This window comes from Streptomyces sp. NPDC002779 (genome assembly GCF_042888685.1).
GTDB lineage: Bacteria > Actinomycetota > Actinomycetes > Streptomycetales > Streptomycetaceae > Streptomyces.
The window spans coordinates 1-26,756 of record NZ_JBIAQC010000033.1 but is presented as its reverse complement, the minus strand read 5'-3'; the positions used below and the strand labels follow the sequence as shown (position 1 = coordinate 26,756).

At 68.2% G+C, this 26,756-nt stretch carries 28 protein-coding genes and 1 pseudogene; 9 read left to right on the top strand and 20 right to left on the bottom strand.

Annotated features, from left to right (window positions below; translation table 11 throughout):
- The first annotated feature begins 42 nt into the window (after window positions 1-42).
- Complete coding sequence (locus ACFYW5_RS36190; protein WP_389421396.1) at window positions 43-570, top strand: GNAT family N-acetyltransferase; 528 nt, start codon at window positions 43-45, stop codon at window positions 568-570.
- A gap of 95 nt (window positions 571-665) precedes the next feature.
- On the opposite strand, the gene ACFYW5_RS36185 is transcribed toward ACFYW5_RS36190, so the two are convergent.
- The 19 genes and pseudogenes from ACFYW5_RS36185 to ACFYW5_RS36095 form a co-directional block, all read right to left on the bottom strand.
- Window positions 666-1,526: a hypothetical protein gene (locus ACFYW5_RS36185; RefSeq protein WP_389421395.1), complete on the bottom strand. Its 861-nt coding sequence runs from the start codon at window positions 1,524-1,526 to the stop codon at window positions 666-668.
- Window positions 1,519-1,779 carry a DUF5959 family protein gene (locus ACFYW5_RS36180; protein ID WP_389421394.1) on the bottom strand — a complete coding sequence of 87 codons (261 nt, stop codon included), beginning with the start codon at window positions 1,777-1,779 and terminating at the stop codon, window positions 1,519-1,521. The genes ACFYW5_RS36185 and ACFYW5_RS36180 overlap by 8 nt, the downstream gene beginning before the upstream one ends.
- Window positions 1,780-2,990: 1,211 nt before the next feature.
- Window positions 2,991-3,749: pseudogene (locus ACFYW5_RS36175) on the bottom strand (DUF2637 domain-containing protein); the annotation flags it as partial.
- A 129-nt stretch (window positions 3,750-3,878) separates the two neighbouring features.
- On the bottom strand, window positions 3,879-7,322 hold the full coding sequence (locus ACFYW5_RS36170; RefSeq protein WP_389421393.1) for a hypothetical protein: 3,444 nt from the start codon (window positions 7,320-7,322) through the stop codon (window positions 3,879-3,881).
- The gene (locus tag ACFYW5_RS36165; protein ID WP_389421392.1) at window positions 7,322-7,774 is read right to left on the bottom strand and encodes a TadE/TadG family type IV pilus assembly protein; all 453 of its coding nucleotides are present in this window, start codon (window positions 7,772-7,774) and stop codon (window positions 7,322-7,324) included. The genes ACFYW5_RS36170 and ACFYW5_RS36165 overlap by 1 nt, the downstream gene beginning before the upstream one ends.
- Window positions 7,771-8,235 carry a TadE family protein gene (locus ACFYW5_RS36160; protein ID WP_389421391.1) on the bottom strand — a complete coding sequence of 155 codons (465 nt, stop codon included), beginning with the start codon at window positions 8,233-8,235 and terminating at the stop codon, window positions 7,771-7,773. Before ACFYW5_RS36160 ends, ACFYW5_RS36165 begins: the two co-directional genes overlap by 4 nt.
- Window positions 8,232-8,654, bottom strand: a complete 423-nt coding sequence (locus ACFYW5_RS36155) for a TadE/TadG family type IV pilus assembly protein (RefSeq protein ID WP_389421390.1) — start codon at window positions 8,652-8,654, stop codon at window positions 8,232-8,234. Before ACFYW5_RS36155 ends, ACFYW5_RS36160 begins: the two co-directional genes overlap by 4 nt.
- A gap of 8 nt (window positions 8,655-8,662) precedes the next feature.
- On the bottom strand, window positions 8,663-8,842 hold the full coding sequence (locus ACFYW5_RS36150) for a hypothetical protein (protein WP_389421397.1): 180 nt from the start codon (window positions 8,840-8,842) through the stop codon (window positions 8,663-8,665).
- A gap of 180 nt (window positions 8,843-9,022) precedes the next feature.
- Window positions 9,023-9,907 (bottom strand): type II secretion system F family protein, encoded by an 885-nt coding sequence (locus ACFYW5_RS36145; RefSeq protein ID WP_389421389.1) that lies wholly within the window; start codon window positions 9,905-9,907, stop codon window positions 9,023-9,025.
- Window positions 9,904-10,854, bottom strand: coding sequence for a type II secretion system F family protein (locus tag ACFYW5_RS36140; protein ID WP_389421388.1), 951 nt, complete (start codon window positions 10,852-10,854; stop codon window positions 9,904-9,906). The genes ACFYW5_RS36145 and ACFYW5_RS36140 overlap by 4 nt, the downstream gene beginning before the upstream one ends.
- Complete coding sequence (locus ACFYW5_RS36135; protein WP_389421387.1) at window positions 10,851-12,338, bottom strand: CpaF family protein; 1,488 nt, start codon at window positions 12,336-12,338, stop codon at window positions 10,851-10,853. Before ACFYW5_RS36135 ends, ACFYW5_RS36140 begins: the two co-directional genes overlap by 4 nt.
- Entirely contained in the window at window positions 12,328-13,155 is an 828-nt protein-coding gene (locus ACFYW5_RS36130; RefSeq protein WP_389421386.1) for a hypothetical protein, read from the bottom strand. The genes ACFYW5_RS36135 and ACFYW5_RS36130 overlap by 11 nt, the downstream gene beginning before the upstream one ends.
- Window positions 13,155-13,862 (bottom strand): SAF domain-containing protein, encoded by a 708-nt coding sequence (locus ACFYW5_RS36125; protein WP_389421385.1) that lies wholly within the window; start codon window positions 13,860-13,862, stop codon window positions 13,155-13,157. Before ACFYW5_RS36125 ends, ACFYW5_RS36130 begins: the two co-directional genes overlap by 1 nt.
- A 21-nt stretch (window positions 13,863-13,883) precedes the next feature.
- The gene (locus tag ACFYW5_RS36120; RefSeq protein WP_389421384.1) at window positions 13,884-14,735 is read right to left on the bottom strand and encodes an ATP/GTP-binding protein; all 852 of its coding nucleotides are present in this window, start codon (window positions 14,733-14,735) and stop codon (window positions 13,884-13,886) included.
- Between the two features lie 20 nt (window positions 14,736-14,755).
- On the bottom strand, window positions 14,756-15,364 hold the full coding sequence (locus ACFYW5_RS36115; RefSeq protein WP_389421383.1) for a hypothetical protein: 609 nt from the start codon (window positions 15,362-15,364) through the stop codon (window positions 14,756-14,758).
- Between the two features lie 139 nt (window positions 15,365-15,503).
- A complete protein-coding gene (locus ACFYW5_RS36110) occupies window positions 15,504-16,373 on the bottom strand; it encodes a hypothetical protein (protein ID WP_389421382.1) in 870 nt (289 codons plus the stop codon).
- 424 nt (window positions 16,374-16,797) lie between these two features.
- Window positions 16,798-17,076, bottom strand: coding sequence for a hypothetical protein (locus ACFYW5_RS36105; protein ID WP_389421381.1), 279 nt, complete (start codon window positions 17,074-17,076; stop codon window positions 16,798-16,800).
- 1 nt (window position 17,077) lies between these two features.
- Window positions 17,078-18,235: a class I SAM-dependent methyltransferase gene (locus ACFYW5_RS36100; protein ID WP_389421380.1), complete on the bottom strand. Its 1,158-nt coding sequence runs from the start codon at window positions 18,233-18,235 to the stop codon at window positions 17,078-17,080.
- Window positions 18,236-18,306: 71 nt separating this feature from the next.
- On the bottom strand, window positions 18,307-18,513 hold the full coding sequence (locus ACFYW5_RS36095) for a hypothetical protein (protein ID WP_389421379.1): 207 nt from the start codon (window positions 18,511-18,513) through the stop codon (window positions 18,307-18,309).
- A 706-nt stretch (window positions 18,514-19,219) separates the two neighbouring features.
- On the opposite strand from ACFYW5_RS36095, the gene ACFYW5_RS36090 reads away from it, so the two are divergent.
- Entirely contained in the window at window positions 19,220-19,831 is a 612-nt protein-coding gene (locus ACFYW5_RS36090) for a hypothetical protein (protein ID WP_389421378.1), read from the top strand.
- Window positions 19,828-20,436, top strand: coding sequence for a toxin (locus ACFYW5_RS36085; RefSeq protein ID WP_389421377.1), 609 nt, complete (start codon window positions 19,828-19,830; stop codon window positions 20,434-20,436). The genes ACFYW5_RS36090 and ACFYW5_RS36085 overlap by 4 nt, the downstream gene beginning before the upstream one ends.
- 20 nt (window positions 20,437-20,456) lie before the next feature.
- Here ACFYW5_RS36085 and ACFYW5_RS36080 read toward each other — a convergent pair whose 3' ends face one another.
- Entirely contained in the window at window positions 20,457-20,585 is a 129-nt protein-coding gene (locus ACFYW5_RS36080; RefSeq protein ID WP_389421376.1) for a hypothetical protein, read from the bottom strand.
- 173 nt (window positions 20,586-20,758) lie between these two features.
- Here ACFYW5_RS36080 and ACFYW5_RS36075 point away from each other — a divergent pair, with 173 nt between their 5' ends.
- From ACFYW5_RS36075 to ACFYW5_RS36050, 6 genes are all read left to right on the top strand, one after another.
- Window positions 20,759-21,964, top strand: coding sequence for an MAB_1171c family putative transporter (locus tag ACFYW5_RS36075; protein WP_389421375.1), 1,206 nt, complete (start codon window positions 20,759-20,761; stop codon window positions 21,962-21,964).
- The gene (locus ACFYW5_RS36070) at window positions 21,957-23,351 is read left to right on the top strand and encodes an NAD(P)/FAD-dependent oxidoreductase (protein ID WP_389421374.1); all 1,395 of its coding nucleotides are present in this window, start codon (window positions 21,957-21,959) and stop codon (window positions 23,349-23,351) included. The genes ACFYW5_RS36075 and ACFYW5_RS36070 overlap by 8 nt, the downstream gene beginning before the upstream one ends.
- 289 nt (window positions 23,352-23,640) lie before the next feature.
- A complete protein-coding gene (locus ACFYW5_RS36065; RefSeq protein ID WP_389421373.1) occupies window positions 23,641-24,228 on the top strand; it encodes a hypothetical protein in 588 nt (195 codons plus the stop codon).
- A 6-nt stretch (window positions 24,229-24,234) separates the two neighbouring features.
- Window positions 24,235-24,846 carry an ImmA/IrrE family metallo-endopeptidase gene (locus ACFYW5_RS36060; RefSeq protein WP_389421372.1) on the top strand — a complete coding sequence of 204 codons (612 nt, stop codon included), beginning with the start codon at window positions 24,235-24,237 and terminating at the stop codon, window positions 24,844-24,846.
- A complete protein-coding gene (locus ACFYW5_RS36055) occupies window positions 24,843-26,039 on the top strand; it encodes an MAB_1171c family putative transporter (RefSeq protein ID WP_389421371.1) in 1,197 nt (398 codons plus the stop codon). Before ACFYW5_RS36060 ends, ACFYW5_RS36055 begins: the two co-directional genes overlap by 4 nt.
- A 259-nt stretch (window positions 26,040-26,298) precedes the next feature.
- Window positions 26,299-26,756, top strand: a 458-nt coding sequence (locus tag ACFYW5_RS36050) for a hypothetical protein (RefSeq protein ID WP_389421370.1), incomplete at its 3' end; no start/stop codon positions are given.

Here is a 26,756-nt window from a genome sequence, read left to right as displayed (position 1 = left end):
CCGCGACTGGGCAGACCGCATGCGAGATGAATGGAGTCGAGCGTGACCAGGTTGATCGACCTGCGGCATTACGGACAGGGAAGCCTCCCGGAGGGGTTCAAGCAGATGCTGATCGATGTGCACGCCGACGCCTACGCCGATGCGATGGACAATGAGTTCAATCAGCGATTCCCGTGGTTCGTCGATCACTGGTCGGCCATGGACGGCTTCACCTGCGTCGTCGCCTTCGATGGGGACGAGCCGACCGGCTTCGCGTACGGCGCCCCGCTGCAAAAGGGTCGTGAGTGGTGGCGCTCCACCGAGTTCGAGCCGAACAACGGGTACACAGCGACCTACGCCGTTTCCGAGGTGATGGTGCGCCCGCAGTGGCGGAAGCAGGGCATCTCAGATCGGCTGCACGATGCCCTGCTAAAGGAGCGCAGCGAGGATCTCTCCGTGCTCCTCGTCGACGTGACACACCCGAAGGTGGAGGCTCTGTACGAGACGTGGGGTTACGCAAAGGTGGGCGAGCAGCAGCCGTTCGCCGACTCCCCCGTCTACGCGGTCATGTTGAAGAGGCTGCGCCCTTAAACGGGCTGGGGCTGGTAAGCCCGCATGTTGAGGTGTCGCCTATTCTCTGACGGTTTCCAGCTTGACCACCCTGAGTAGTCGGTGGTGCCTACTGATCACTCTGCGCCGTGGTGACCGGGCTCGTAGGGCGGGATCGTCCAGCGCAGCGTTGTCTGGCCCGTGGGGTCAGGCTGAAGAGTCACGGGATAGACCTGTCCGAAGCGGTGTTCGCCGCGATGTCGCATCGAGTGGTCGCCGCTGTCCCAGTTGATCCCTAGGACGGGGCAGTCAGCGACCTCGATGGCGCCGATCTGAAGCGGGTGGGTCCAACTCGCGCGGTTGAAGCAGTGGAAGTGGGTGTGCTCATCGACTGCGACCATGACGCCCCGGCCCTGTTCGTCGCCTTTCCAGTCGTTGAGGGCGTCGCCGAGCTTCTTGGCGTCATCTATCGGGAGGTCGAGCCACCCTCGCACTTGACCGCTGTGTCGCAAGATCAGGTCTCCGCCGAACTGACGATGGGCGGCCTCCGCGTAGCCTCCCCAGTAGGCGACGTCGGCAAGGCCGTCGGTTGACGGATGGCCGTCTCCGGTCCAGGAGTCCAGGGCAAGCGCGTCACCGAGCACCATGCCGCAACGGTCGACCGGTAGGTCGCCGAGGATGATCGGCTCGCCCCCGGCGGTGCCGGCCCATGGCAGTCCGAGATCGATCTCAAGGACTGCGATGGCTGGTCCTCCGTCGAAGGGCGACGCCGCCGTGTCGGCCCGCACCATCAACGGCCTGTCATCGGCGGCGCGAACCGAGACCATCTCACACATCCCGTCGTGGACGTGTCCGCCGCCGACCGATGCCGCGGCCCTTGCGCGCTCGGATAGCGGTCGGCCCAGCTGCGGCCAGTAGTCGATCCACGACGCCATCCCCAACACGAGGACTCCCGACGGCGCCGTCACGACTCCCAGGTCAATGTCAGTCTCAGCCATCCGGTGATTGAACCCTCCTTCTGCTCTCAGGATCATCCTCCTGAGCTGGACACACCTCCAGGCATCCGCGCGCGAACCCGCCCGCGACGGCGATCTCCGCGTCGAGGAAGTCGCTGGCAGGGCAACCCCCCCCGGACATATGGCGGCCCAGAATCTGGACCGCACGGCTGCTCTCCCCGTCGGTCAGGCGAATGAGATCCACCTTGCTGCCCTTTGCCATTCCGCTCGCAACGTTCACATCGGCTGCCGTCATGATGCACGCACATGAGCACTTGGCCCATCGGGGGCATTGCGTTAGGAGTTCTTGGAGTCATTTACCGTGGTGTGCTGGCGGTGGTGATGGTGGAGTGCTTGCCAGCGCCGCTCGAAGTCGGTGCTTTGGTCGGTGAGGTAGTCGGCGTTGAGGGGTTTGTTGTATTGCGCGGTGATTCCTTGGGCTGCGCATTCTTGGGTGATGGTGTCGAGTGAAGGGTTGTTGCTGTGTTTTCGTTGTTCGGCCCAGATGGTGTAGATGCGAAAGGGCAGGAGGTAGCGGCGCAGGGTGGCTGGGCTGAGGGGTTTGTCACCGCGGCCGCGTAGTCCTTTGCTGGCCAGATGGGTGGAGAGTTCTTCGGCCTCCTGCGTTGAGGTCTGCGAGCGGCCTTTGTTTTGTGTCTGGTATTCCATCCATGCCAGGTAGTAGCGGTCGACGGTGGTCAGGCTGGGGGGCCCGTTCGGTGAGACCTTGTTGATGGCGGCGTTCACGCGCTTGGTGTGCTGTTTGTCGGCGGCCTGTGTGCCGACGCCGGTGGGCGCTGCCTCGCGCTGCCCTTCCGGCAGGGGTTTTGGTGCAGCAGGTTCACCGCGTGTGGCGCCGGCCTCGTGCGAGGCCGGCTCGCGGCTGCCGTGTTCGTGCTCCTGGTATCCGGCAGCGCATGTTGTCAGGTCGTTGCCGGTGATGGGGCGGTCGCCGTCTGCGGGGGTGGAGTGTTGCTCGCGGACGTAGTCGGCCAGGGCGGTTGGTTCCGGATAGGCGCCCTGCTGCTGGTCGGTAGGCCGGGCGCTGCGGCAGGAGTCGTCCCCTTGCCCGGCCGGCACGGATTCTTCGGTGGCGGTGGCGGTGGCGGTGGCGGTGGCGGTGGCGGTGGCGGTGGCGGTGGCGGTGGCGGTGGGGGCGGGCGCTTGTGGGTTGAGCGCGTGACGCGCCTGGAAGACCTGGGGTAGTGGCTGCGCCTGGTCCTCGCGGGTCGGGGCGCCGGTTGGTGTGGAGACGTCGTAGGTGTCGCGGAGCCTGGGGGCCCGCTGGTGCGGGGTCGGCTCAGCCTGGAAGTGGCTGAAGAGAGCCTGGTGCGGCTCAGTGAAGTGCTCAGTGGCTTGCGTGGTCGGCTCGTTGGGATTCTCCGTCCGTTCGGTCCTTGGCGTGACGGGAGCACGGAGCGCTTGTGTCGTGGCGGATTCCAGTTCGGCTGCTGGCTGCTCGTGCTTCTCCGCGGCGTCGGGTGCGGAGCCTTGCGGCTGTGTGGGGGCCAGGGCGCGGTCGACGTTGAACGGGGTCGGCGGTTGTGTGATACCGGCCGCGGCGAGGCCCGCCGGGGCTGTTTCCGCCAGGGGGACGCCGTACTTGGCCAGGCGCAGGGGCATCAGGGACTCCACGGGGGCTTTGCGGCGCCAGGCCCGGCCGTAGCGGGAGCGCAGGCGCGCCTGGTAGACGAGACGTTCCTGCTCGAGCTTGATGACTTGGTCGTAGGAGCGGAGCTCCCAGAGCTTCATGCGGCGCCACAGCAGGAACGTCGGGACCGGGCTGAGCAGCCAGCGGGTCAGCCGGACGCCTTCCATGTGCTTGTCGGCCGTGATGTCCGCGATCCGGCCGATGGCGTGCCGGGCCGCCTCCACCGAGACCACGAACAGGATCGGGATGACCCCGTGCATGCCGACGCCGAGGGGGTCCGGCCAGGCCGCCGCGCCGTTGAAGGCGATCGTCGCCGCCGTCAGCAGCCAGGCCGTCTGGCGCAGGAGTGGGAACGGGATGCGGATCCACGTCAGGAGCAGGTCCAGTGCCAGCAGGACGCAGATGCCCGCGTCGATGCCGATGGGGAAGACGTAACTGAAGTTGCCGAACCCCTTCTGCAGGGCCAGTTCGCGGACGGCGGCGTACGACCCCGCGAAGCCGATGCCGGCGATGATCACGGCGCCGAACACGACCACGCCGATGAGAACGCGATGCGCTCGAGTCAGCTGGGGCATCTCACTTCTCCCCACAGCCACGTCCCATTGCCCCTGTGTCCCCCGCGACTGATCTGCTTTCCAAGACCGCGAGCGTGACTGGCGTCAGCGCTGGTGATCGTTGCGGAGTTGCTCGGGTGGTGCTCATGATCATGCCGGATTGCTGCTGTTGAGGAGCTGGTGGATGAGGGCCTCGGTCTCGGCCTCCAGGGAGCAGTCGAGCGCCTGGTTGACTTGTTGGACGCGTGTGATGGCCGTGTGTAGCCCTTGTCGGTTCCCGGCCGTGTGTTCGAGCCGGATCCAGTCGCGATAGAGCAGTTCCGCAGCATGGTCGACGTCGAGGCCGGTTGCGATGGCTTGGCGGGCTGCGGTGAGGTCGTGGTGAGGACCTGCCGTCGTGCGGTAGGTGGCCACGGTGTGGGCGATGTCGATGATGCGCGTGATCATTTCCTGCTGGTATGGCAAGGCCCAGGGCAGGGGTTTGCCGCCGAACGGCCGGCCCCGCACCAATGTGAGTGCCTTCTCCAGATCGGTCAGGCCGTCCGGCCCCAGTGGCAGGGCATGCTCGGCGAGTTGGAGGAAGCGGGTCCAGTCGCAGCGCACGCCGGGGGAGAGACGGTAAGGACTCTCGCTGGTCTTGCGGCGCGGCACGTAGGGGTCGCCGTCCGGGTCGTTGCCCAAAGAGCGACGCAGCCCCTGCATCCGGGCGTTGAGGGTGCTGATCGACCAAGGGTTGACCGGGTCCATGTCTGAACACAAGGCGTCGGCGCTCCGCCCGGCCCGGAAGAACAACAAGGCGGCGAGTTGCGCCATCCTCGGGCCGTGGCCGGTGTTGTCCACGCCGGTCACCTCGACCGGGCCCAGGACCCGGATCTCCGGCGCGAGCAGGTCCTGCGCCTCGGACTCCTCCTTGCGTTCCTCGGCGGCGTCCTCATGGTCGTCTGCCTCCGCGGCCTCTTCTCTCGTGGTGTCCGCGGTCGCCACGGGCTCGGGGTCCGGGCGCGCAGCTTTGGTGTCTGGGCCTGGCCGGGCGTCAGCCTGAGCCGGCGGCGTGGTGGGCAGGAGATGAAGTGCAGCGGGATCGGAGCTGGCGGCGAGCAGAGCAGGGAACACGTCTCCGCCCACGTCCCCTGATGCTGCCAGCGAAGGGCTCGGGGTAGCGGGCGTGGGTGCGATGGGTTCCTCCGATACGGGAGGATCCGGCTGCTGCACCGTGCCGGGCTCGTCTGGGACGTCTTGCCAGGGGCCTTCGGCCGGGTGGGCCGGCTGCCCGGACACCTTGAGCGCGGTGGTGATCTGCTCGTAGGCGGCGTGCGAAAGGCGCTGCACCGTGATGTCGGCGCCACCGTAGCCGAGGGTTTGCGGCTCGCTGAGCGAGGCGTTGAGGATTTCCGCCTCAGGGAAGTGTGCGGCTGCTGAACTGGCCGGGGCGACCAGGGTGACGGGCACCGTGTGGGACTTGTCGATGACATCGGCGAACTGCCAGGCGGTGTCCGCGTCCAGAGACGACGCGCACAGCAGCAGATATGGCTGATGCTGGGTCTCGGGCATCTGGTGCGCTTCCAGCAGCCGCTCGGACAGATCGCGCAGTGCGTGGGCGGCCTGCCGCATGTGGGCGATCCGCGCGGTGGGCAGCAGCTGCGGCAGGTCCTCACCGAATCCGATCGTCACAACCTCGACATCACTCGCCCACGGGCTCATCCCGAGCTCCAGGGCGAGAGAGGTGCACACCTCGGTGATGTGGACGAAGTTGCCGTCCAGCAGCAGCGCAGGCAACTGCGCGAGGTTGAGCAGCACAAGCTCACCCGCCTCGCTGCTGCCGACCGTGACCAGCCCCGGATACGGGGCCGGCACCTCACGGGCGGCCTCCTCGTCCAGGAGGACCGCATCAGAGGGCACGACCCACCAACCGGCCTGTCCGGAGACGAAGGGCGCCTGCGCCTCCTGGGAGACATCCTCGGGCAGCACCTCCACCGTGCGGGCGCCGATCCGTGCGGCCCGCAACGCCGGTACGAGCGCAGGGTCCTCCGCCTGGGCCGCCTGGTGGGCCAGGGTCCGCAGCGCCACGTCCAGGCGCGTGGCGCCGCCCGGCTCCGCGGCGGCCGCCAACTGGGCCTCTGCGGTGGATGTCTCCGACGCGATAGCGATCTTCTCGCCGGGCTTGCGGCGGCGGCGCTGCAGCGTCCTGCGCAGGGCGAGCGCTCCCGTGATGGCGGCGGCCAAGAGCGCGCCGGCGCCGAGCACGGTGCGCAGGGTCAGATGGCCGCTGGCCGGGGCGGTCACCGGGGCCTCGGACGCCGCGGCGGCGGGTGTCGAGGTAGCGGAGCCGGACGGCTCAGCCGAAGGCGAGGCGGCAGAGGGCGAGACACCGGTGCTCGGCCCGGGCGTCACGGAGCCCGACGCGGACGGAGAGGCCTGATCCTGCTTACCGTCCTCGGCGGGGCGGCTCGCCGGAGTACTGGGGGACGACGCTTCTGGTGCGGGCGCAGCAGTGTGACTGGGCGCGGGCGCCTGTTCATCCCCTGCGCTCCCGCCCGGCGTCCGCTCACCATCAGGCCTCTGCGGGACCGGAGGAGTGGTCTCTCGGCTCTCCGACTCACCACCGCGGTCCCTGTCCTGGGGCGGCTGGTCGGCCTGGGCGCCGGGCACAGTGACCTGCTGCCCCGCGTAAATGACGTCGGGGTCGGTGATTTTGGGCAGTTCATGCGGCTGGGGTTTGCCCCAGCTGGCCTCGAACAGCTGCGGCCAGGCCGCGCTGTCGCCGAGCTCTTCCTCCGCGATCTTCGAGAGGTAGTCGCCCGGGTGGACGGTGACGACGTGCCCGTCGTTCTCGTGCTCGGCCGCGGCTTGGTCACCCAGCTGCGTACGAGCGCCGTCCGCTGCCGCGGCCGCGTAGGTGTCGGGCATCCGCAGCTGCCAGCCGGGCTGCAGGAAGCTGTTCGCATGGAAGACCGTGCCGTCGGCCATGGTCCGGCCCGCGTTCAGGTCGGCGATTTCCCGCCACCGTTCGCCGTCTCCCAACTCCCGTTCGGCGATGCTCCACAGGCTCTCGGCGGGCCGCGTCTCGCGCACCGTGTACGACGTGGGGGATGTCGAGGTGCTCGCTGCGGACGCGGGCTGATCGGCTTCGGTGGCTTGCGGGGCCTGCGTCGCCTGGCCGGGGATGAGGGCTCCGGTCGTGGCCGGGGCGGCCTGCGCGTCGGAGGCCAGAGCCGAACTGGTGGGCAGGAGGACCAAGATGCTGCCGACGAGGAGCGCGGCAGCCCGCTGTGAGGAGCCCAGACCGCGCGGGGCGCGCCAGGTGCGGCCATGCAGCTGTGCGATCAGCTCGCGGACGGCGCAGAACGCGAACTGGGCCCACCCGATCCAGCCCACCGCGACGAGCAGCAGCAGGAATACGCCGCCGGTGTCCTGCCGGTCCAGCAGGTGCATGAGGTCGTCGTGGGTGGCAGCCCAGATGACGGGGGTGGCAATGGCCAGCAACAGTGGCAGCCCGGCGACCGCGGCGGCCAGGATGATCGAGCTCAGCACGGCCTTGAGGACCCGGGCCAGGGTGCGGCCGGCCGTCGCGGCGGGGGAGGGGGTGGTGCGCATCAGTTTCCTTCAGGAGCGGTGACGCCATGCAGGAGGGTGGCCTTGCCATGGCCGGTCACCGACAGAGAGCCGATCCCAACGACCGACAGGAACTTCGTGTCGTACGAGCCGGTGACGTTGACGGTGAGGGTCTTGCCGTCGCCGGACACGCTGACCGTGCCGGTGGCGCCGGCGGTGCGCAGGTAGGCCTGGGCGGCGGCAGCCGCGTCCTGCGGACCCACGACGATCGCGTTGCCGCTGATGGCCTCGGCGGGATCGATGGCCTGCCCGCCCGCCCGGGCCGCTTCGCCGGCGACGTAATCGGCGCGCTCCGTGGCACGCATTTTGCTCCCGCCGTCGACGGCGACGCCTATGATCCCGATCAGCGCGATGACGCAGACGGCGACGAACACGGTGATTCCTCCGGCGTCGTCCAGTCGCGTTGGCCGTAGGCCTGCATGACGGAGGATCATCCCTCACCCCGCTGCCGGTACTGGTCCACTACCGAGGTGGCGGTCGACGTGAGCGTCTTCGCTCCGGGAACCCCGGGCAGCAGCAGATCGGAGAGACTGACCGTGCAGGTCACCGTCGCGGTGACTGTCCCGACCTGCCCGACCGGCACGTTCAGACCGCCCGTGTTGATGTGGACGCTGGTGGACGCGCACGTGATGCCCTGGTCGGTCAGGGACTCGGCGGCCGCGGACCGTGCGGCACTCTGGGCGGCCGCAACGGTGCGGTGAATGGAGGCCTCCCGTGCCGCGTCCTCAGCTGCCGCGTCGATCTTTGCTCCGGAGATGACGATGCGTCCGCCAGCGATGGCCATGCAGAGGAACATGAGCAGCGCTGGAAGGACGATGGCAGCCTCGATCGCGGCGCTGCCCTGATCACCGCGGACTCTGCATGCCCATCTGTCCGTGTATCGCACTTGGTTCACTCTCCCGGGACCGTCCAGCGTTCCACCGGGCCGGACGCCGACTGGCTGACCTGTAAGCCCGGCAGGCCCGGGATCATCGACAGGGCCGTGCCGGACACCTCAACCCGCACCCGCTGGCCGTCGCTGCTGGCGGCAACCGTGTAGCCGCGCAGGCTGTCACCAGCGGTCCGGCCCAGCACGTTCCGGGCCTGGGCCGCACCGTCGGCCGGGTTCGCCTCGTAGGCGCGGGCTGCGGTGAGGCCTTCGCGGGCGGCGGTCAGGGCGATCTGCCGCGCGTAGTACCACATGGAGGCCTGGATGACAGTGATCGTGGCGAGCAGCACGAACGGAAAGATGATCGCCATCTGGACGCTGGTGTCCCCGCGGTCGTCGTGCCATCTTCGGCCTTGCCACCAGTCCTTCAGCCGAGGATCCGACATCGGCGACATCACAGGCCGTTGAGTTGGCCGTTGTATTTGGCGATCACGACGGCGATGGTCCCGGCGATCAGGACGGCGCCGGTGACGGCGGCCACCCAGATGATGACGGTGGTGGTGCTGATGTCGCCGCGGTCCGGACGGCGAGCGGCCTCTTTTAAGCCCTCCTGCACGCGGCTGCTCAGGCGCAGGACCGCGCCGTTGGCGCGTGCCCAGCCACGTACGCCCCCGCGTCGGCGGCCCGGCGCGCGGGAGGCGGTGTCGGAGCCGGTGTGCGGGTGCGTGGTCGCGCGGAGTACAGCACGGCGGGTGCGGGCTGCGGTGTGCTTCATGTTCCGTACCTCACAGGAGTGTTGAACGAGTTGTGGGCTTCAGACGGTCAACATGCGGACCACTGCGGGGAAAGCCATCAGCAGCATCACCAAGACGGCCAGGAGGGCCCCGGGTGCGGTCATCTTCTCGCTGGCCGCGTTCGCCTCGGCGGCCTGATCGGCCAGCAGTTCGGCGTTGAGCGCCGCGGTGCGGGCCCGCAGCGCCTTGTAGACGGCTGCGCCGTCGGTAGCGCTGCCGCGCATGATGTCGGCAACGTCGTCCAGGACGGGCAAGTCGTATTCATGGGCGAGTTGCATCAGCGCCTCATAGGGCGGGATCTTCTCCAGCCGGGCCCGTCGCAGTGCGCCCTGCAGATACAGGAAGGGCCAGCCCTCGCCGACCTCGGCGGCCTTCTCCAGGGCCTCGGCTGGGCCGGCGTCGGCGGCCCGCTTGAGCGCGACCAGGTCGAGGTAGGCGGACAGGGCATGCGCGAATTCCTCCCGTGCCCGCTTGGCCTGGTCCCGCACCGCGAGGTCAGGGGTGATGAACAGCAGGGCGGCGATGAGGAGTCCGGCGCCGACGGGCACGTAGAACGGCAGGGAGACGCCGGCGATGATCCACGGGATGGTCGCGATCACAGGGCAGAGCAGGCCGAGACCAGCGAGCGCGGTCTTCTTCAGCATGAACTGGCCCGGGCCCTGCCCGAGCAGGGCCAGGTTCGTGGTTGGGATCCGGATGCCGGGCAGGCGCTCGAGGCGGGCCAGTAGCCACCGGCCCCACCTCTCCTCGCGGTCCAGCTCCGGCTCGGGCATGGTCAGGGCGGCCAGGGCCGTGCGGGCGAGGGCCGGTCCCAAGGCGGGCTGGGGGCGCAGGAGTTCCCGAACCAGCAACGCGCAACCGGCACCGACCGTGCCACCGGTCAAGACGACGGGAAGCAGGTTCATGAGCGGACTCCTTGCGGCTCAGGGCCGGCGACCCGCACGTCCGGCTCCGGCACGGGTGAGGGCAGCCGGACCGTGCTGGAGGGGTCGGTGATCAGGAAGCGGGGGATGCGGCGGAAGGAACCCAGTTGCCGCATCAGGGCCAGGACCCCGATGAACCCGGCGGTCAGGAACGCCAGCACCAGCTGGCCGAGCAGCGTGGAGTAGGGCTTGGTGTAGGAGGGCACGAAGAACCCGGCCACCACGATGCCCACGGTGATGATGGTCATCCACCGCACGGTGGTGCGCGGCTTCGCCCGGTCCGCCTCGATGGCGCGCTTTTTGGCAACCTCTTCGCGGACGGTGCCCGCCACATCCTCCAGCGCCTGGGCCAGGCCCGGGCCGCGGTCGTTGACGGACAGGATGAGCGCGGCGACCACCTTGTCCGAGGTGACGTCGTCGAGTTCCTCGGCGAACGCGCGGAGCGCTGCATCCGGCCGCCACCCCAGCCTGAGCCGGTCGGACAGGTTGACGATCTGCCCGGCGAGCTCCTCAGGTGTCCCCTGACGGCTGGTGATCATTGCCTGTTCCAGGCCCATGCCCAGGCGGAGCAAGCCCGCCAGCCGCTGGGTCCACTCACTCAAGCCCTCCAGCTGGCCGATGCGCTCCTTGGCCATCTGTCCGGGGGTGATCAGCCACGGCACACCGATGACGGCCGCGCCGAGCAGTGCGCTGCCCACGAAGTTTCCCGAGGCCAGCCACACGGCCACGAAGACCGCGGCCGCCAAGACCGCGAGGGTCCGGCGCCGCAGCCGCACGTCCTCGCTCTGCTCCTTGCCGGCGCGCAGGACCTTCCAGCGCTGCCGCAGCGGAGCCCGGCGCGGCGCCGTGGTACCGGCGACACCGGCCGCGACCCCGATCAGCCCGCCGATGACGGCCATCCCGGACAGCAGTCCCCACAGCAGCGTCATCGGCTCACCGCCACCTTCAGAGGCAGCGGCGCCTGCCACGCCCCGTAGGGCTGCTGCAGCAGGGAGGAGTCGAAGCCGACGCGGCGCAGGTCGTCGGTGCAGCCAGGGTCCATCCTCGGCACCGCCCGCAGATCCCCGAACTCGGCTCCGGGGGAGAAGACCGTGTTTGTGGCAGGACGGCCGTTCTCGCCGATCCCGGTGAGCTCCAGGACGTGGGAGACGTAACGGTGGCGGCGGCCGCCGATCCGCGTCTCGTCCGTCATGTCGACGTACACGATGAAGTCCAGGCCGTTGGCGGTCTGCCGGTAGGCGAGCTGCTCGGACAGGTTCTCCTGGGCGAGCGCGTACAACTCGGCGATCCGGTCGAAGATGATGTCCGGGCGGCGGGCGTGGATCGTGCACAGATTGCCGCCCGACCCGTTCGTCAACGCCTGCATCATCGCGACGACTTCGGGCCCGCGGACCTCGCCGACCACGATCCGCTCCAGCGACATCCGCAGCGCCGGATGCATCAGGTCCAGCAGCGTGACCTCACCCGCCCCGCGTCCGGTGGCGTCCTTCTCGCCGTTGGACTCGCGGCCGACCAGGGAAACGACCTGCCGGTGGTATCCGTTGGCATGGGCGAAGAGCTCATCTTCGGTCTGGATGGTGGCGAACCGGCACTCGGGGTCGAACTCCTTGAGCATCGCCCGCATCAGGGTTGTTTTCCCGGCCTTCTGCTTCCCGGCGATCATGATGTTCTTCTCTGCGCGCACGCACGCGCCGAGGAAGTCGCGCAGGATCGGGTCGATCGTGCCCAGCCGTACGAGGTCGTCGAGATCGGCGTGGGAGACCCGGTGCCGGCGGATGACCGCATAGGTCATCGGGCCCAGCCCGGTGATGGCCTGGAGACGGGAGCCGTCCTGCAAAGACAGGGCGAGGGTGGGGTTCGCGGTGGAGATGGTGCGCTCACTGTGCCCGGATCCGCGGGCCAGCTCCCGCAGCAGCTCCAGCAGTTCTTCTTCGGAGTCCGCGATCGGCCCGACCCGGCGGCGTTCGCCGTCGCCGTAGTCGAGCCACACCTCGTGCGGGCCCTGGATGATGATGTCCTCGACCCGCTCATCGTCCAGGTACGGCTGCAGCCGGCCGGCCCGGAAAAGCAGGTCGTACACAGCGCGCCGCAGCGCCTCGTCCTCCTGCGGCGTCATGGCCTGGGCGTCCGACCACAGCGCGACAGCCTCGGAGATCCAGTTCAGGCAGCGCTGCTCTTCACTGGCCATGTCAATGTCGGGCTTGGTCTTCAGCAGTTCCTCGCGCTGCTTGGCGACCTGGGACGCGATGTCCCGGGCAACCTTGTAGTCGACGGTGACCTGAGGAACTGCGGTGCCAAGCGCGTGTGTACTCGCTGCAGCACCGGCGGATGAAGCCGATGTATTCCTCTGGGGCACCCGCGCCAGGGGCGCTGGTGTCACGGTCGGGTCGGGATGCAGGGGCCTACCGTGCATGAGTCACCTCCCCGCCTGCGGCACGCAGACCGCCAGGATCGAGGCGGGCCCGGCGCAAAGCGGCTCGCTGAATCAGCAGCGTGGTGGCCGTGCGGGCGGCCTTCATAAGCGGCGACTTGGTGAAGTGGCGCGGCTGCTCGGCACCGTCGGACAGTACGCGGGCGTCCTTCGGCACGTACGGCAGCGTCGCCACCACCGGCACCTGCAGAACACGCTGCACCTCGCCCGCAGGGTACGGCCCCTCGTCAACCAGCAGGACACTGACGTCGCCAATGCGCTCTTCGAGTGTGCGCACGCGACCCTCGGCAGCCTGCAGACAGCGCAGCGTGTTGCGGACCACGACGAACACCGCGTCAGCCTGCTCCGCCAGAATGCCGGACGGTCCGTACGCCCCTCTCCGGCCGAGATCGATCAGGACATCATGGTCGGCCTGGGCGTCGATGCCGCGGAACATCTGCGCCAGGATCTTCCACACCGATCCCAGACTCGCGGCCTGCGCGGGGTCGGTGATGCCGGGCAGCAGCAGCCGGTCGCGCGGGGACTCCATCTCGCCGTCCTGACTGCTCAGGTCGATCAGCTGGCGCCAGAAGGCGTCGCTGAACTCATTCTTGCGGGCGGCCACCGAGAGGTTGCGCAGCCCGTTCCGATCGCCGAGCGAGCCCTGCAGCAGCCCGTGCAGCACGGCCCCGCCGTCCGGGTCGCACTCGGCGAGAATCATCCGTCGGCCCGGGTCCAGGGGCCATGACAGCAGCAGGGCGAGAGCGCTCGTGGTCACGCCGGGCGCACCGCTGCACCCGGCAAGCGCGATCACAGCCATCAGTCGCCATCCGGAGCAGCGAGGACCAGGCGCAGCGTGCCAGCCGACACCCACGCGGCGGCGGTCGGGCCTTCCTCCGCGGTGGTGGCGACGTCGACGACCACGACCCCGGTACCGGGAGCGGCGCTGGAGGCCTTCACAACCCGCCCGTCGATGGTCTCCGGCGGAGTGCTCGAGGATTTGTCGGTGTCCGCCTGGCCCTGGGCCGGGACGTGGACCAGTTGCACCTGCTGGCCCGGCACCAGCGCCGTTGCCGGTACCTGCTCGGGCTTGAGCCCGATCGGCACCAGCTGCTCACCCGCCTTCACCAGCGAGTCCTTCGTCACCTGAGAAGGGGCGAGCAGGGAGCCAGGCTTGAGTTCGACCGCGGCCCGCTTGCCCACGACCGAGTCCAGGTCATTGCCGTGCACCGCCTTGACGGACGGGTCCAGGGCAATGGAGGCCTTGCCCAGGTCGTCTTCGGTCACGACCTGGCCGACCTGGACGTCGCGGACGACGGTCACCACCTCGGTGCGGTTGCCGACCTGCAGCAGCAGGACGGCAACTCCGGCCCCTCCGGCGGCGATCAGCGCCAGCGACAGGGCGATGACACCCGGTCGCCGCCGGCGGGCCGACACCCGCGGGGGAGCAATGGGCCCGGCCCGATGCCCCTGCTGGGGGACGCCGTTCGAGCTGGGTGTACTTGTACGTTCCTGGGTCTTACTCAACGTTCTTTCCTTCCGGCGGCGTTACCTGACGACCTGCAGCTCGCCGATCGCCACCTGCACGAGGGTTTGCCGGATCTCGATGAGCTGGCCACCCTGTCCGCCGCCCTGCCAATCGATCGTCCACGTCGAGGTCGCGGCAACCGGGAACTTGCCGTTCTTGGCGCCGGCTGAGGTCTTCGAATACACGTGACCGCACGTCGGCGACTGCGCCATACCCTCGGAGGCCTGGTAGGGCGTGCCGGGTCCGTTGCACGTCACGCTGGCGCCGTCCCCCATCTCCCACACGATCTTCGACACCTTCGCGGTCGCGGTCACGGTGATCCCGCCCGCCGACGCCGAAGCGGTGTTGGGCCCGTAGGTCGTGGCGCTCTGGTTGACCCACATCCACATCGGAACACCGACCGTGTACCTCCCGGCCGCACGCGGGCTGGCGATGTCCGGTCCACGCAGCAGCATCTTGTCGACGGCCTGCTGAGCGAGGACTGCGGGGTCAACCGCGGCCTGATCCGGCGGTTCTGCCAGCCAGACCGGAGTGATGACGATGTCAGGGTTGTCCGGGTTGCCACCGACGTGGCAGATCTTCTCGTAGATCGCTCCTCCGTCGCCGGGCTCGTGATCTCCCCAAACGGAGCTTCCGGCCGGCGGCTGCGGGTCATACAGCTCGTAGGTGCATTCCGGGCGGCTGGCACCCTGGCCGGACCCCTGCCCGTCACTGACCGGCTCCCCGCTGCCTGATTGGCCATCGCCGCCGGATCCCGGCACTTCGACGCCCACGCAGACGAAGTCGTTCTCGCATCCCTCGGCGCCACCGCTGGGGCCGTCCGCAGCATGAGCAGAAGCCGATAAGCCCGCAACGACCACGGCACCGCTCACCGCCAGGGCGGTCCGTCGAGCTAACACGCCTTCCCCGTCTGCGGCTCGTCCTCTATGACCTTCCACCCGTCGTCCCATCGCTCAAGCGTGGCAATCGTGATGTACTTCGTCAGCCGCTCCGACGGGAGCGGCAGCGGGTCCCCGGTGTCCTTGTCCGTGGCTTTCCACTGCGCCACGTCCAGGCAACTGGTGATGGTTGCGTTGGGGACCTTGCGGTTCAGGTGAACTTCAGCGGCAGGGCTGTTCACGGTGACGGAGCCGGTGAAGACGCGCCCGGCCTTCTTCATGCGCTCGGCATCGTGCTCAGGCCGGCTGAGGGCGGCCAGCGCCGCGTACTTCTTGATGTCGGTTCCCTCCACGCTGGCGGTGGCATAGACCCGTTCCATCTCGCCCCAGTAGGCGCGGTACCGCGCGATCACTTCCGCCTCGGCGGCCTGCGTCGGATCAGCCGATGGAGGCGGTGAGTCCGCCGGTGCTGAGGTTGCCGGATTCGTATCGGAGGCCTTGCCGGTCTCGTCCGACGAACTGCACGCGGCCAGGGCGAGCGCAGCGCACAGCGTGATGGAGGCGACGGCGGTCTTTCGGGAGCGAACAGCGGAGTGATGAACCGGATGTGCGCGACGTTTCACGATGCCTCCCCGTACGGCGCGGTGTGACATGACTGCCAACTGAGCCGCCGACGGACGGCAGTCCAGCTCCGCGGCCTGGTCCAGTTGCGGTGATCCGTTTGCCTAGCGGCGGGGGTGCCGACGACCCGCTGGGACGTGGTCACCGGGAGTCCACGTGCAGGAGGTCAAGTTCCAGGATCCGGGCACTTGTTGTGGACAAGTTCGCCAGGCCCTGGCCTTGGATCTCGTCGGTGATCACCGGCCCCTGGCTGGCACCCAGCGTGGTCTCGCGCTCGTCAGGGACGAGGTGATGACTGCTGCGGTACTGGGGCTTGAGCAGAGCCTCGCGCTTGTGCGCGGCAGGGAAAGCAGCAAGGACACCGCCGTCCGCGGTGCGCAGTGCATACACCCGCGGGTGCGCCGGCGCCTCGGCAAAGAACTTCAGGGTCGCCATCCCGTCGGCCGCACCGTTCTTCACGCTGTTGTGATGCGCTGTGACCGCCTGCTCCTTCGGCTTGGAGGCGGCAAGCTTCTTGCCCTCGTTGACGCCTCCGGAGACGTAAAGGTCCTGGACGGCGGCGGTCAGATCATGAGGAGCGAGCGATCCGACTGGCTTCGACGGATCCGCGACCTGCGCGAACCCGTTCCTGTCCACGGCCAGCCGGGGAACGGACGCCTCATTGCCGGTGTAGAGGGACATCACCATCTTGTAGGTGCCGCCCACTTTGTCGAAGATCATCAGCGTCGTGGGGCGTTGGCCGTAGCTCGACTTCGCCTTCACGGCGAACCAGGTCGCCTCTCCCCGCCGGGGGATGAAGTAGGTGCGCTCCTGGTAGAAGAAGGCGGTGCGGTAGGCCTTCTGCTCATCCTTCGGCCAGGTCTTCAGGGTGGCGTAGTCAGCCTTGGACTGCTCGTGGACCTGGCCGCCCTCGACCGTGTCCAGGAGTTCCTCGTCCTGGGCCTTGTTGGCGCGGTTGTTGACCCTCTCGTAGGTGTCCACCACCCGCTTGGCGGCCGCCTGAGTCACCACGCCTTGAGGCATAGAGTTCGCGCTCGCCCTGGCGTCGAGGGCACTGGGCGTTCCCTCGTCCGTGCCCGCCCCGCAAGCGGTGAGCGTGGCAGCGGTCAGAGTTAGCGCCAGACTCGTCAAGATGCGCGTATGCCGGGTCCGGGCCGAGTGCTGTCGGGACATCATCAGGCTCTTCGCTCCTCGCGAGGGGTGAACAGGATGGGGGTGCGGGGGCCCGGGCGCGCTCCGGCCCCGCCAGGCTGAGGCCGGGACCGCTTCGAGGGGTCGCGGTCCGGCACTGTGCGGCAATACAGTGGCGCCCCAGCCTGGGTCCGGCCATGGACGATTCGCCTGTGACCGGAGTTTGTGGGTGGACGGCGCGACATGGCCCGCCTTCGTCCGCAGCTAGGGCCGTAAGTGACGGGGCAGGGCTGCGCGAGCGGGTTCAACGACGCTGTGTGCGCTCCGTCTGCCGCGCGGTTCTGTCGGCCGGCCAGATGACCAGGACGTCGTCGTCGACAGTCACCAGCCGCCTGGGGTGACAGGCACGCATGTCTGCGAGCGTGGTCTCACTGAAGGCGCCATGCAAAACGACCGCCGAGCCGATGGCCTCTGCGCGGTGTGTGAACGGCTGGGAGATGACGTCCAGGAGCACGCAGGTGCCGCGGTGCGACTCCACGGGGCAGGCAAACGGCGCGGTGGCTCGTCCTTCACGCTTTGTCATGTCATCCGTCCTCGCGTGCGGGGGCGGCGGGCGGCCGTCCGCCGAGCGGGACGGTGCCTGGGGGAGGCCACGAGGACAGAGCGTTGGGAGACGCACCGGGAGTCCGCGGCGTGGCCTGGGTTCCTTCCTCGGGGGCTGTACGCGAGGTGGCAGCGTTGCGCGGTTCGAGGAGGAAGGGCGGCGAGGTTGAGCGGGCGCTCCGGCGGGCCCGTTTGCTGAGCTTGCGCAGGTCACGGCGGGTTTGGTTCAGGCTCCGAGAGAGGGTTTCGATGACCACGGAGGCCTCGGACAATGCGGCCGTGCCAGAGGCGGCGGGCGCCCAAGTCCCGTTCGGGGCGTGGTGCGTGGCAAGGGACGCGCAGACGCTCAGCAATTCTGTGATCACTCTGTTGAGCTGGAGGGCATCGCTTTCGGTGAAGGCGGGGGAGGTTGTCGACGGCGTGGTCACTTGGCTCTCCTGTGGTGAGATCGGCCAATGGGCGTGTGATGCCTGGCTGTGGTCCATGAGGGTGGAGGTGGCTGTGGACATGAGTGCTCGACAGGCGGCGGGCAGTCCGGCGGCCGTCGTATCGTGGGATTCCAGGCCTGCGTGGGGCGCGCGGCCGTATCCGCTCAGCACGATGGTTTGCTGGTGCCGGCCGACCTGGTGGACCTCCCGTCGCACCCAGCCCGCTCCGATCGCGCTGAGCTGCCTGCTGGTGAATCCGGCGTGAAAGGCCCCCGGGCAGGGCCCGCGGCGCGCATGGACCTGCCAGGTCGGTGGGCTGGGCGCATTGGTGTCGGCCCAGATGTAGGCAAGCGCGTAGAACACCCCGTCTGGCTTCAGCCACCGTCCGACGTCTGTGAGCAGTCGCGCGGGTTCCAGGTACGGGAGGCTGTAGCGACACGTGACGACATCGAACCGGCCGGGTGCCAAGGCGCGGGGGATAGGCTCGGCGACGACGTCCCAGAGCTCGTACGACATGTTCACCCGTGAGGGCGCGGCTTTGGCCCTGCGCAGGGCCTCATCGGAGAAGTCGCAGCCGGTCACCGCGAGGCCCAAGTCGGCCATCTGACGCGTCCACTGCCCCGTGCCGCACGCAATATCGAGGGCGGTCATCCCCGGATGCGGGTCGACGGTCAGAATGAAGTCCTCTGTTTCGGCTGGGCTGACGGGCACCGGCCGCGAAGTTGAAGTCCACTCGTTCCAGTCCGCAGCCGTGAGCCTGCTGCCTCCAGGAGTGCCAGGGATCATGAGGCAGTCTCCGGCGGCTCCTCGGTGCAGCGGATGCGGCGCAGGCGCTTGAGGTCGAAGCACCGGCTGACGGCCTCGCCCGCGGGGACCCCGAAGAGATTGACCGGTGAGGGCTCATCCGGCAACTGCGGCAGGGCGGACAGGGCGGCCTGGGGCTCCCCCACGGGCAGCTCGTCTGTCGCAGAGTGCAGCGAATCAGTCATGCCGACTCCCGCCCTTCACTAACTGCAAGACGGCAGCCGGAATTAGGTATCGGGCTGGGGCGTTGGTGCGTGCAGACGTCCAGGCGCCGCATCGCGGGACTCGAGTGCGGCCCGGTGCCAGACCTCGACGGCGGGTACGCGAACGCGAACGACATGCAGCCTGTGCGTCTGCCGTCTGGGCGGAGGTTGGGCGGGAGCCGGCCCGAAGAGGTTGGGTTGAGGGACGGCTCCCGCCCTGTGCTCCCGGCAGTGTCCCCGACGGGGGATCAGGGAAGGGCCGGAAGCGCTTTGGGGGGTTCTCACCGACGGTGCAGGTAGCAGCGAGCGCCGCGTTACCGGCTGGTCTGCGCTGGGCATGCATGGGCGAGTCTCCCGGAGAGTTGCGGCGAGGCGTGGGTGGTGACGGGTAGCGATCACGTCCCGTGGTCGAGGGCTCCGCTTCCGTTGTCGGTGATATTGCTACGTGCAAACAGTGACTGTCAACGATAGTTTTCGGCTGCTAAACGATCGTTGAGTGCGGTCAAAGTTCGGGTGTTTTAGCCAAGTTGGGCGTCGTTGTCGGGGTCTGTCCATGTCCGGAAGGCAACACCGGAAAGATAACGATCGCTTGCAGTGAATAAACGATCGTTGAAAGAATCGGGGGGTTGCGCGTACGCTGCCGCGTAGCGCTTATCGAGCCGCCCACCGGCTTTCCAGGGAGTCATCGTTGGAGCAACACACCGCACTGCACGAGACGCTTCAGCGCCTGGACGAGCTCATCGGCGAGCGGGGCTTGAATCGATCGGACATCCTCGACCCGCGGACCCTGGCCGCCAGGACGGCGCTCCCAGAAGGAACTGTCCGTGCCCTACTCAAGGGCGCTGCGCCGCCGGCCGAAACGGTCAATGAGCGAGTCTGCGCACGTATCAAGGCGCTCAGTGACGCCTATCTTGCCCGCAGCGGGAAACGCATGTCGGATCTCGCCGCTGCCGTCGCCGCGCATCTGGAGATCTCCGAGGTCTGGGCGCGCTCGGTCTGCGACGGCAAAAAGATTCCCAACGTTACGCATCTGCACCGCTTGGTGCAGTTCTTCGATGTCGAGGGCGGCGAGTCGTTCTTCACAGTGCCCGCTGATGAGGCACTCAACCGCGTGCTGCTGCCCGTGCTTCAGCGACTTGAGCACCCAGAGCAGGACCCGGTGGCGGCCCTGCTGGACCGGTATGGAGTAAAAGGCGCGGACCTGCGGGCTCATGGCTCCGTCTCACGTGTTCAGCTGGAGCGGATCCTTGAAGGAGTCCTGCGGTCAGTGGCGCCCGATGAGGGGGACCCCCAGCGATGAGCACCAAGGCGATGAAGTTACTCCTGGCCGCGCTCGGTGAAGAAGCATCGACCACACTGCAGCGGCCGGCCGAGCCAAGAGACGTCATGCACGAGTTCTGCCGGGCCATGAGCGTGCGGAAGGGCCGCAGCATCACGCTCGAGTTCCGTGCCTTTCCCCCCGACATTGCGGTCTCAGGCATACGCCTGGACTTAGGGGACCGCTCCATCATCGTCGTGGAAGCCTGCACGGCCCCTGAGGCCCAACTGGTGATCCTCGGCCACGAACTGTGGCACGAAGAGGAAGACGATCGGGGACATCACATCCCCGGGCTGCAAGCAGCGGCCCGTGCGCTGAGCGCCACCCGGACAACCGATGCCGTCCGCGCCGCAGTGGAGCAGATCCTCGACGAACACGAAGTGCCACGCGAAGCCATTCTCACGGTGGCCGCCCGATCAGAATCCGCGTCCGAACATGAGGTGGACGCCGAGACCTTCGGACTGCTCTTCGGCCGTGAGGTGCGTCCCTGGATGAAGGGACGCTACGCAGAAGGACCCGTCAACGCCGCGACCGTCGAGGGACGCATCAACTTGTCCCTGCTCAACCGCAGCGGACGAATCCTGTGAAGCATCCTTCCCCCGCCGGTTCATCCCGCATCCCGGCCGGCCGCCCCGCGCATCATCACGCCCTGCCCGTAGGCGCGCGGCCCCCGCAGGGCCACGCCCGGCCAGCGAATACCACGGCCCACCACTCCCGCGCCCACGTCCACGCTCACACCGGCACCCTGCCGAAGGCATGCCCGATTGCCAGCAGTTCGGCGGCACCCGCCCGCGACGAGCAGCGCAGAAAGCAGTCGTTTATGCCTCACTGTGCCGCCCTCCATCAGAGGGCTCTCCCCGGTACCACCGCACTACGCGCATCCGCGTCTGCGACCAGGGAGTTACGGCGATGAGCCTGACCAACTTCCACATCCCGTACACGCTGCCGATCGTGCTCCTGGTCCTGGCGCTGGGCCTCAAAACGCCCACCTTAGTGCGTGCCTGGAAGGATCCGGACGTCCGGGCGACCACTCTGTTCCTGCTGCTGGCCTCCGCGGTGTTCTTGTCCGTGGCGCCGGCCAGCATCCACTACATCAACACGATGACCGGGGTGCCGAATATCGCCGCACCTTGGGCGTACTCACTCTTGACCGCCTTCTGCGGTTCTTGCCTGACGATGGTCATCACCTGGCGGGATGAGCCGTCTCCACGGCGCAGTATCCGGATCCGCCGCATCTGGCTGATTTACCTCGGCATCATCGGCGCCCTCTGGGTCACGTTCTTCCTCGCCGACGCCCCCACCGAGCGCATCTACGACCTGGACACCTATTACGCCAGCGAGCCGTGGATGCGCGAGCACATCCTTCTCTACTTGGGCGCGCACATGGTCTCCGCGCTCGTCGCCGCCTACATGATCTGGAAGTGGATCCCGAGGGTGAGCGGCGGCTGGCTCAAGGCCGGACTGGTCTTCCTCCAGGCCGGCTATGCATTCGGGCTCGTTTTCGACGTCGCCAAGCTGACAGCCATCGGCGCGCGCTGGAGCGGAGGGAACCTGGACTGGCTCTCCACCAAGGTGGCGCCGCCCTTTGCGATCCTGGATGCCAGTCTCGTCGGTATCGGATTCATCCTCCCCCAGGGCGGCCCGTTCCTGCAGAAGTGGATCCGTGACCAGCGGACCTATCGGCGGCTGCGACCGCTCGCCCGGGCAGTGCGGACTGTTGCCCCGCCCGCCGCACGTGCCCGCGTCGGCAGATTCGCCCCGCTCGACCTGCGCGTGCTGCAACGCCAACAGCGCATCCACGACGCCCTGCTGCGCCTGACCCCCTTCCTCGACTCCGTCCTGCACCAGCGGGCCTATGAGGAGGCTTGCGAGGCCGGTCACCGCACTGAACACGCCCATGGCATCGCGGGAGCCGTCGCCATTCGAGCCGCCGTTGCCGCCTCAACCGCCCCGCCGCGAGCGGACGGCCAAGCCGGCAGCGCCGCGCTTGCCGCCCGCACCCGCACCGGCCTCGACGACCTCGAAGCGATCGCCCGCGCCCTTCATCGACCCCGCACCGTCGAGGCCATCTGGCAGCGAGCGGCCTTGAGAGAAAGTGACACCTCCCATGTCTGACCCAGCACGCCGCCCCACCGCCGTCATCATCGGAGCCAGCGCGACCGGCTTGTTCGCTGCCGCCGCGCTGGCCGATTCTGCCGAGGTCACCATCGTCGAGCGGGATCACCTGCCGGACGGCCCCGCATCCCGCCGCGGCGTCCCGCAGTCCCGGCACGCGCACCTCGTGTGGAGCGGTGGGGTGAAGGCATTCGACGAGCTGCTGCCCGGCGTGGTCGACGAGGTCGTCACCCGCGGCGGTCGTCTCGTCCACATCATGGGCGACATGGTCTCCCGGGCTCCGAACGAGGTCTGGTTCCGCCGCTTCCTGGCAACCCACCACCGCAACCTGGTCTGTTCCCGCAACCTGCTGGACGCCGTCCTGCGCGAGCGCGTACTCGCGGACGAGCGCATCACGACGCTCCAGGACACCACTGCACTGGGGCTGGAAGGCGACGCTCACCGCGTCGGCGGAGTCCGCGTCGACCGCCACGGGGAGATATCCATGCTCGAGGCGGATCTGGTCATCGACGCCTCGGGCCGCGGTTCCCACACCCCTAACTGGCTCGGCGATCTCGGAGTCGCCGACGTCGCCGAACGCAAGGTCGATGCCGGCGTCGCCTACGCAACCCGCCTCTTCCGCGCCCCCCACAGCGCCTCCGACCACGGTTTCCCGCTCATCAACGTCCAGGCCAACCCCGCCAAGGCACCCGGCCAGGGCGGCATCATCCTTCCCATCGAGGACGGCCAGTGGATCGTCACGCTCTCCGGCACCCGCGGTGGCGAGCCCACCAGCGATCCCGACGCCTTCCTCGACTTCGCCCTCGGTCTCGGCGACCCCATCATCGGCGAACTCCTCAAGAACGCCGAACCGCTCGGCGACGTCGCCACCACCCGCTCCACCGCCAACCACCGCCGCTACTACGAAAAGTCCAAGCACTGGCCCGACGGCCTCCTCGTCCTGGGCGACGCCATCGCCAGCTTCAACCCGGTCTACGGCCACGGCCTCACCGTCGCCGCCCAGTGCGCCCTCGCCGTCCGCGACATCGCGCGCGCCACGCCACTGACTGCCGCGGGCACCGCCCGCCGCATGCAGCGAGCCGCAGCCCGTCCCGTCGGCGCCGCCTGGGACCTGGCCGTGGGACAGGACGCCTTCTACCCCGGCGCCACCGACACCCCGCCCAACGCCGCGGAGCAATTCCTAGCCCGCTTCGTGGACCGCGCCGTCGAGACCGGCGCCGTCAACCCCCGCGCCCTGGGGGCCCTGCTGGACGTGATGAGCCTGGAAAAGCCCGCAGCCCGATTGTTCTCACCCGACATGCTCATCCCCATGTTCCTCGGCCCTAAGAAGCCGCGGCTGCAGGGCCCGCCGCTGAGCGAAGCGGAACGAAAGACCGCCACCTCCTGACGGGCCGAGCGCCCCGAGCAGCCACGATGAACGATGCCGGGGCAGGCGCATTCACCCCCTGCCAGCCCCAGCGTCATGCCCCGCGGAGACGGAAAGGTTCCCGAGCTCTAGTACGACCGGCCCGCACCGCGTTCGAGGTTGCCCCATCTCAAGGAACCTGTCCTGCCGGCCCCGCCACATGCGGCCGGAGAGACGGCGCAAGAGTGCGTTACGGCCAGCGAGTTGGCGACGTACCGTTCGAAGCCAACATCACACTCCCCATCCCCACCACTCGATCGCAGGAGCACCTGTGGAGCCCGAACTGCACGAGACGCTTGAGCGCCTGCGCAGGCGCATCGAGGAACAGCGTCTCGGCGGTTCAGACCCGCTGAACCCCTCTGCCCTGGCGAGGAAGACCGCCCTGCCACAGCCAACGGTCGAAGCTCTCCTCAGGGGAGATACCCCGGGCTCTGAGCAGGTCGGCCAGCGTGTCAGGGACCGGCTGAAGGCCCTCACGCAAACGCGCCTCGAGGACACCGGCCAGACCTTGCCCGATCTCGTTTCCCAGGTCCATGACCAACTTGGCATCTCCCGGCGACGCGCCCGCAGCTTCCTCAATGGTGAGAAGGCACCACGCTCCTCCCATCTGGCGCAGTTGGCAGAAGTCCTCGGAGCCGAAGGCGGAGCGGAAGCCTTCACAGCGCCGCCGGATCAGGTCCTCAACCGCGTCCTCCGGACCGAGCTCACCGAACGCCAACGCCCGGCCACGATCGAAGACGTCATGAGAAAGCACGGTGTGCTCCACACCGATCTTCGGCTGCACGGGACCATGGCAGCCGACCAGTTCGAGCAGTTCATCGCCAAGATCGTCGAATCCCTCAACCCCCCCGACAGGTGACAAGCAGTGAGTGCCAAGGAGATGAAGGCCCTACTCGCGGAGCTCGGCGCAGCGGCAGCGAAACGGATAATCCGGCCAGCTGAACCGCGCCCGCTGATGCACGCCTTCTGCGACGCTATGAGCGAGCGCCGCAACCGTCCCATACAGCTGCTCTTCAGCGTATTCCCCGTAGGCCTTGAGGTGTCGGGCGCCCGACTGGACTGCGGCGACCATTCCGTCATCGTGATCGAAGAACGCGCCACACCCACTGCCCAGCTGGTCATCCTGGGACACGAACTGTGGCACGAGGAGAAAGGCGACTGCAGCCAGCACCTCACCGGGCGCATCCCGGCAGCTGCCCGCAGCCACGGCCCGGACCAGCCGGCACACAGCCTGCAGGACGCCATGTCACGCATCCTCGCCGAGCACCACGTGCCCCGCGACGCACTACTCCAGATCGCCGCACGCGCCCACTCCGACGATGAGAGTGAGAAGGCAGCAGAGACTTTCGGCCTGCTCTTCGGCAGAGCAGCCCGCTCCTGGATGACGGGCCCGCACGCGCAAGGCCCCCTCAACGAAGCGACCGTCGAAGGCCGCATCAATCTGTCCATGACGAGCCACCACAGGCGGGGCCTGTGAATCTCGCCGACTCCCACCTGCTGTATCTGCCGCCCACCCTCCTGCTGATAGCCGGCCTCGCCCTCAAATCCCCGGCAATCATCCGCTCATGGAAGGACCCCAACACCCGGGCCACCTGGTTCGTCCTGCTGTTCGCCGCAGCCGTGTTCGTCTCGGTGACACCAGCGAACATCCACCGCATCAACACCCTCACCGGCGTACCGAACATCGCGGCACCCTGGACGTACTCCCTCATCAACGCGTTCTGCGGCGCCTGCCTCACAATGATCATTACGTGGCGGGAAAAGCCCTCCCCGCGCCGTCGCCGCAGGATTGCTTGGGCCTGGGCCAGCTACGCAAGCGTCATCGTCGCTCTGTGGATCACTTTCTTGCTGGCCGACGTGCCCCACGAAAGGATCTACGACCTCGACACCTACTACGCCACCACCCCGTGGATGCGCGAACACATCGTCCTCTACCTGGTCGGCTACCTGACCTCAACGGTCGTGTCGGCCTGGATGATCTGGACATGGATCTCCCACGTCCGCGGACGCTGGCTGAAGGCGGGCCTGGTCTGCCTGCAAAGCGGCTACGCCATGGGCATCGCCTTCGTGGCGGCCAAGGCCTCCGCGATCGCAGCCCGATGGACCGGAGCGGACTGGGACGTGCTCAACACCAATGTCGCACCACCTTTCGCCCTCCTCGGAGGAACGCTGGTCGCCGCAGGATTCATCCTCCCCGTAGCCGGACCGTTCCTCCAGAAATGGGTGCGCGAACAGGCCCTGTACTGGAGCCTCCTGCCGTTGGCCCGGGCGATTCGGCGCGTGGCACCCTCCTCGGCCGGAGCCAGCGTGGGCCGTCTCGCACCCCTTGATCTTCGCCTCATGCAGCGTCAGCAGCACATCTATGACGGACTCCTGCGCCTCGCCCCGTACTACGACGACGACCTGTACCAACGGGCCTACGAAGCAAGCGTCCACCAGCACGGGGGCAAGACCGCGCGCAGCCTCGCGGGCGCAGTCGCTCTCCGCGCAGCACTCGATGCCTACGGCCGACAACAGACCCGTCCCCCCGAAGGGCAGCCAGCACAGATTGCAGCGGAAGTAGCCGATCATCTCGCACCGATCTCTCGCCGGCTTTTCCAACCGCGCAGAGTGGAAGGCGTCCTCCGACGTCTGATGACCCACCCACATGCATCGACAGCACGCCCTTGACTGCGCAGGCGGCGTCCATGGGCGCTCACAGGTGCGAGGGGAGACCCCGGGGGACACCCACCGCCTCTCTGCCCATCGCTGAGGGGCACACGGGTGGCGGCGGTCACGGCGAGCGTAGCCAGTGGTGAGATGAGCCCCTGAGAAGCCATCCGCTTTCCGAACGTGCTCGCTTGGTTCGGCTTGGGTGGGCATGAACTCCGGCTGATGGCGGGAGAGATGGGCGTGATTCGTCCGCTCGTCTGGTTCGTGGAGGTGGCTGGTGCCGTCGGTGCTCGGTCTGCTGGATGCCCGGGTGAAGAAGGTGCGGGAAGAGGTCGCACGGTTGCAGGAGGAGGCTGAGCGGGTGCAGGCCGCGCTCGGTGAGGCGGAACGCGCACTTCAGCGTTTGGTGGATGCCCGGGTCACGGTGACCGAGGTACTGACCGAGCCGCCCTCCGCGACAGCGGAGCCAGCGCCAAGGGCGGTGGCGGGATCGGTGGTGCCGCACCGGATCGAGGGCATGGCGTCGTCCGTCCTGGCAGCGGATTACCAACGCATCGTGGAGGTACTGGAGTCGGACGCTGGCCGGGCAGGTCTGCGGTGTCAGCAGTTGGCCGTGTCCCTGGGTCTGGAGGCGGTTCCAGCGAAGGTCGAAGGGCTGCGGTCGAAGGCGAAACGCCTGGTGGAACGGGGTTGGATCCTGCAGGTGCGGCCGGGGGTGTTCACCGCGCTCGCGAC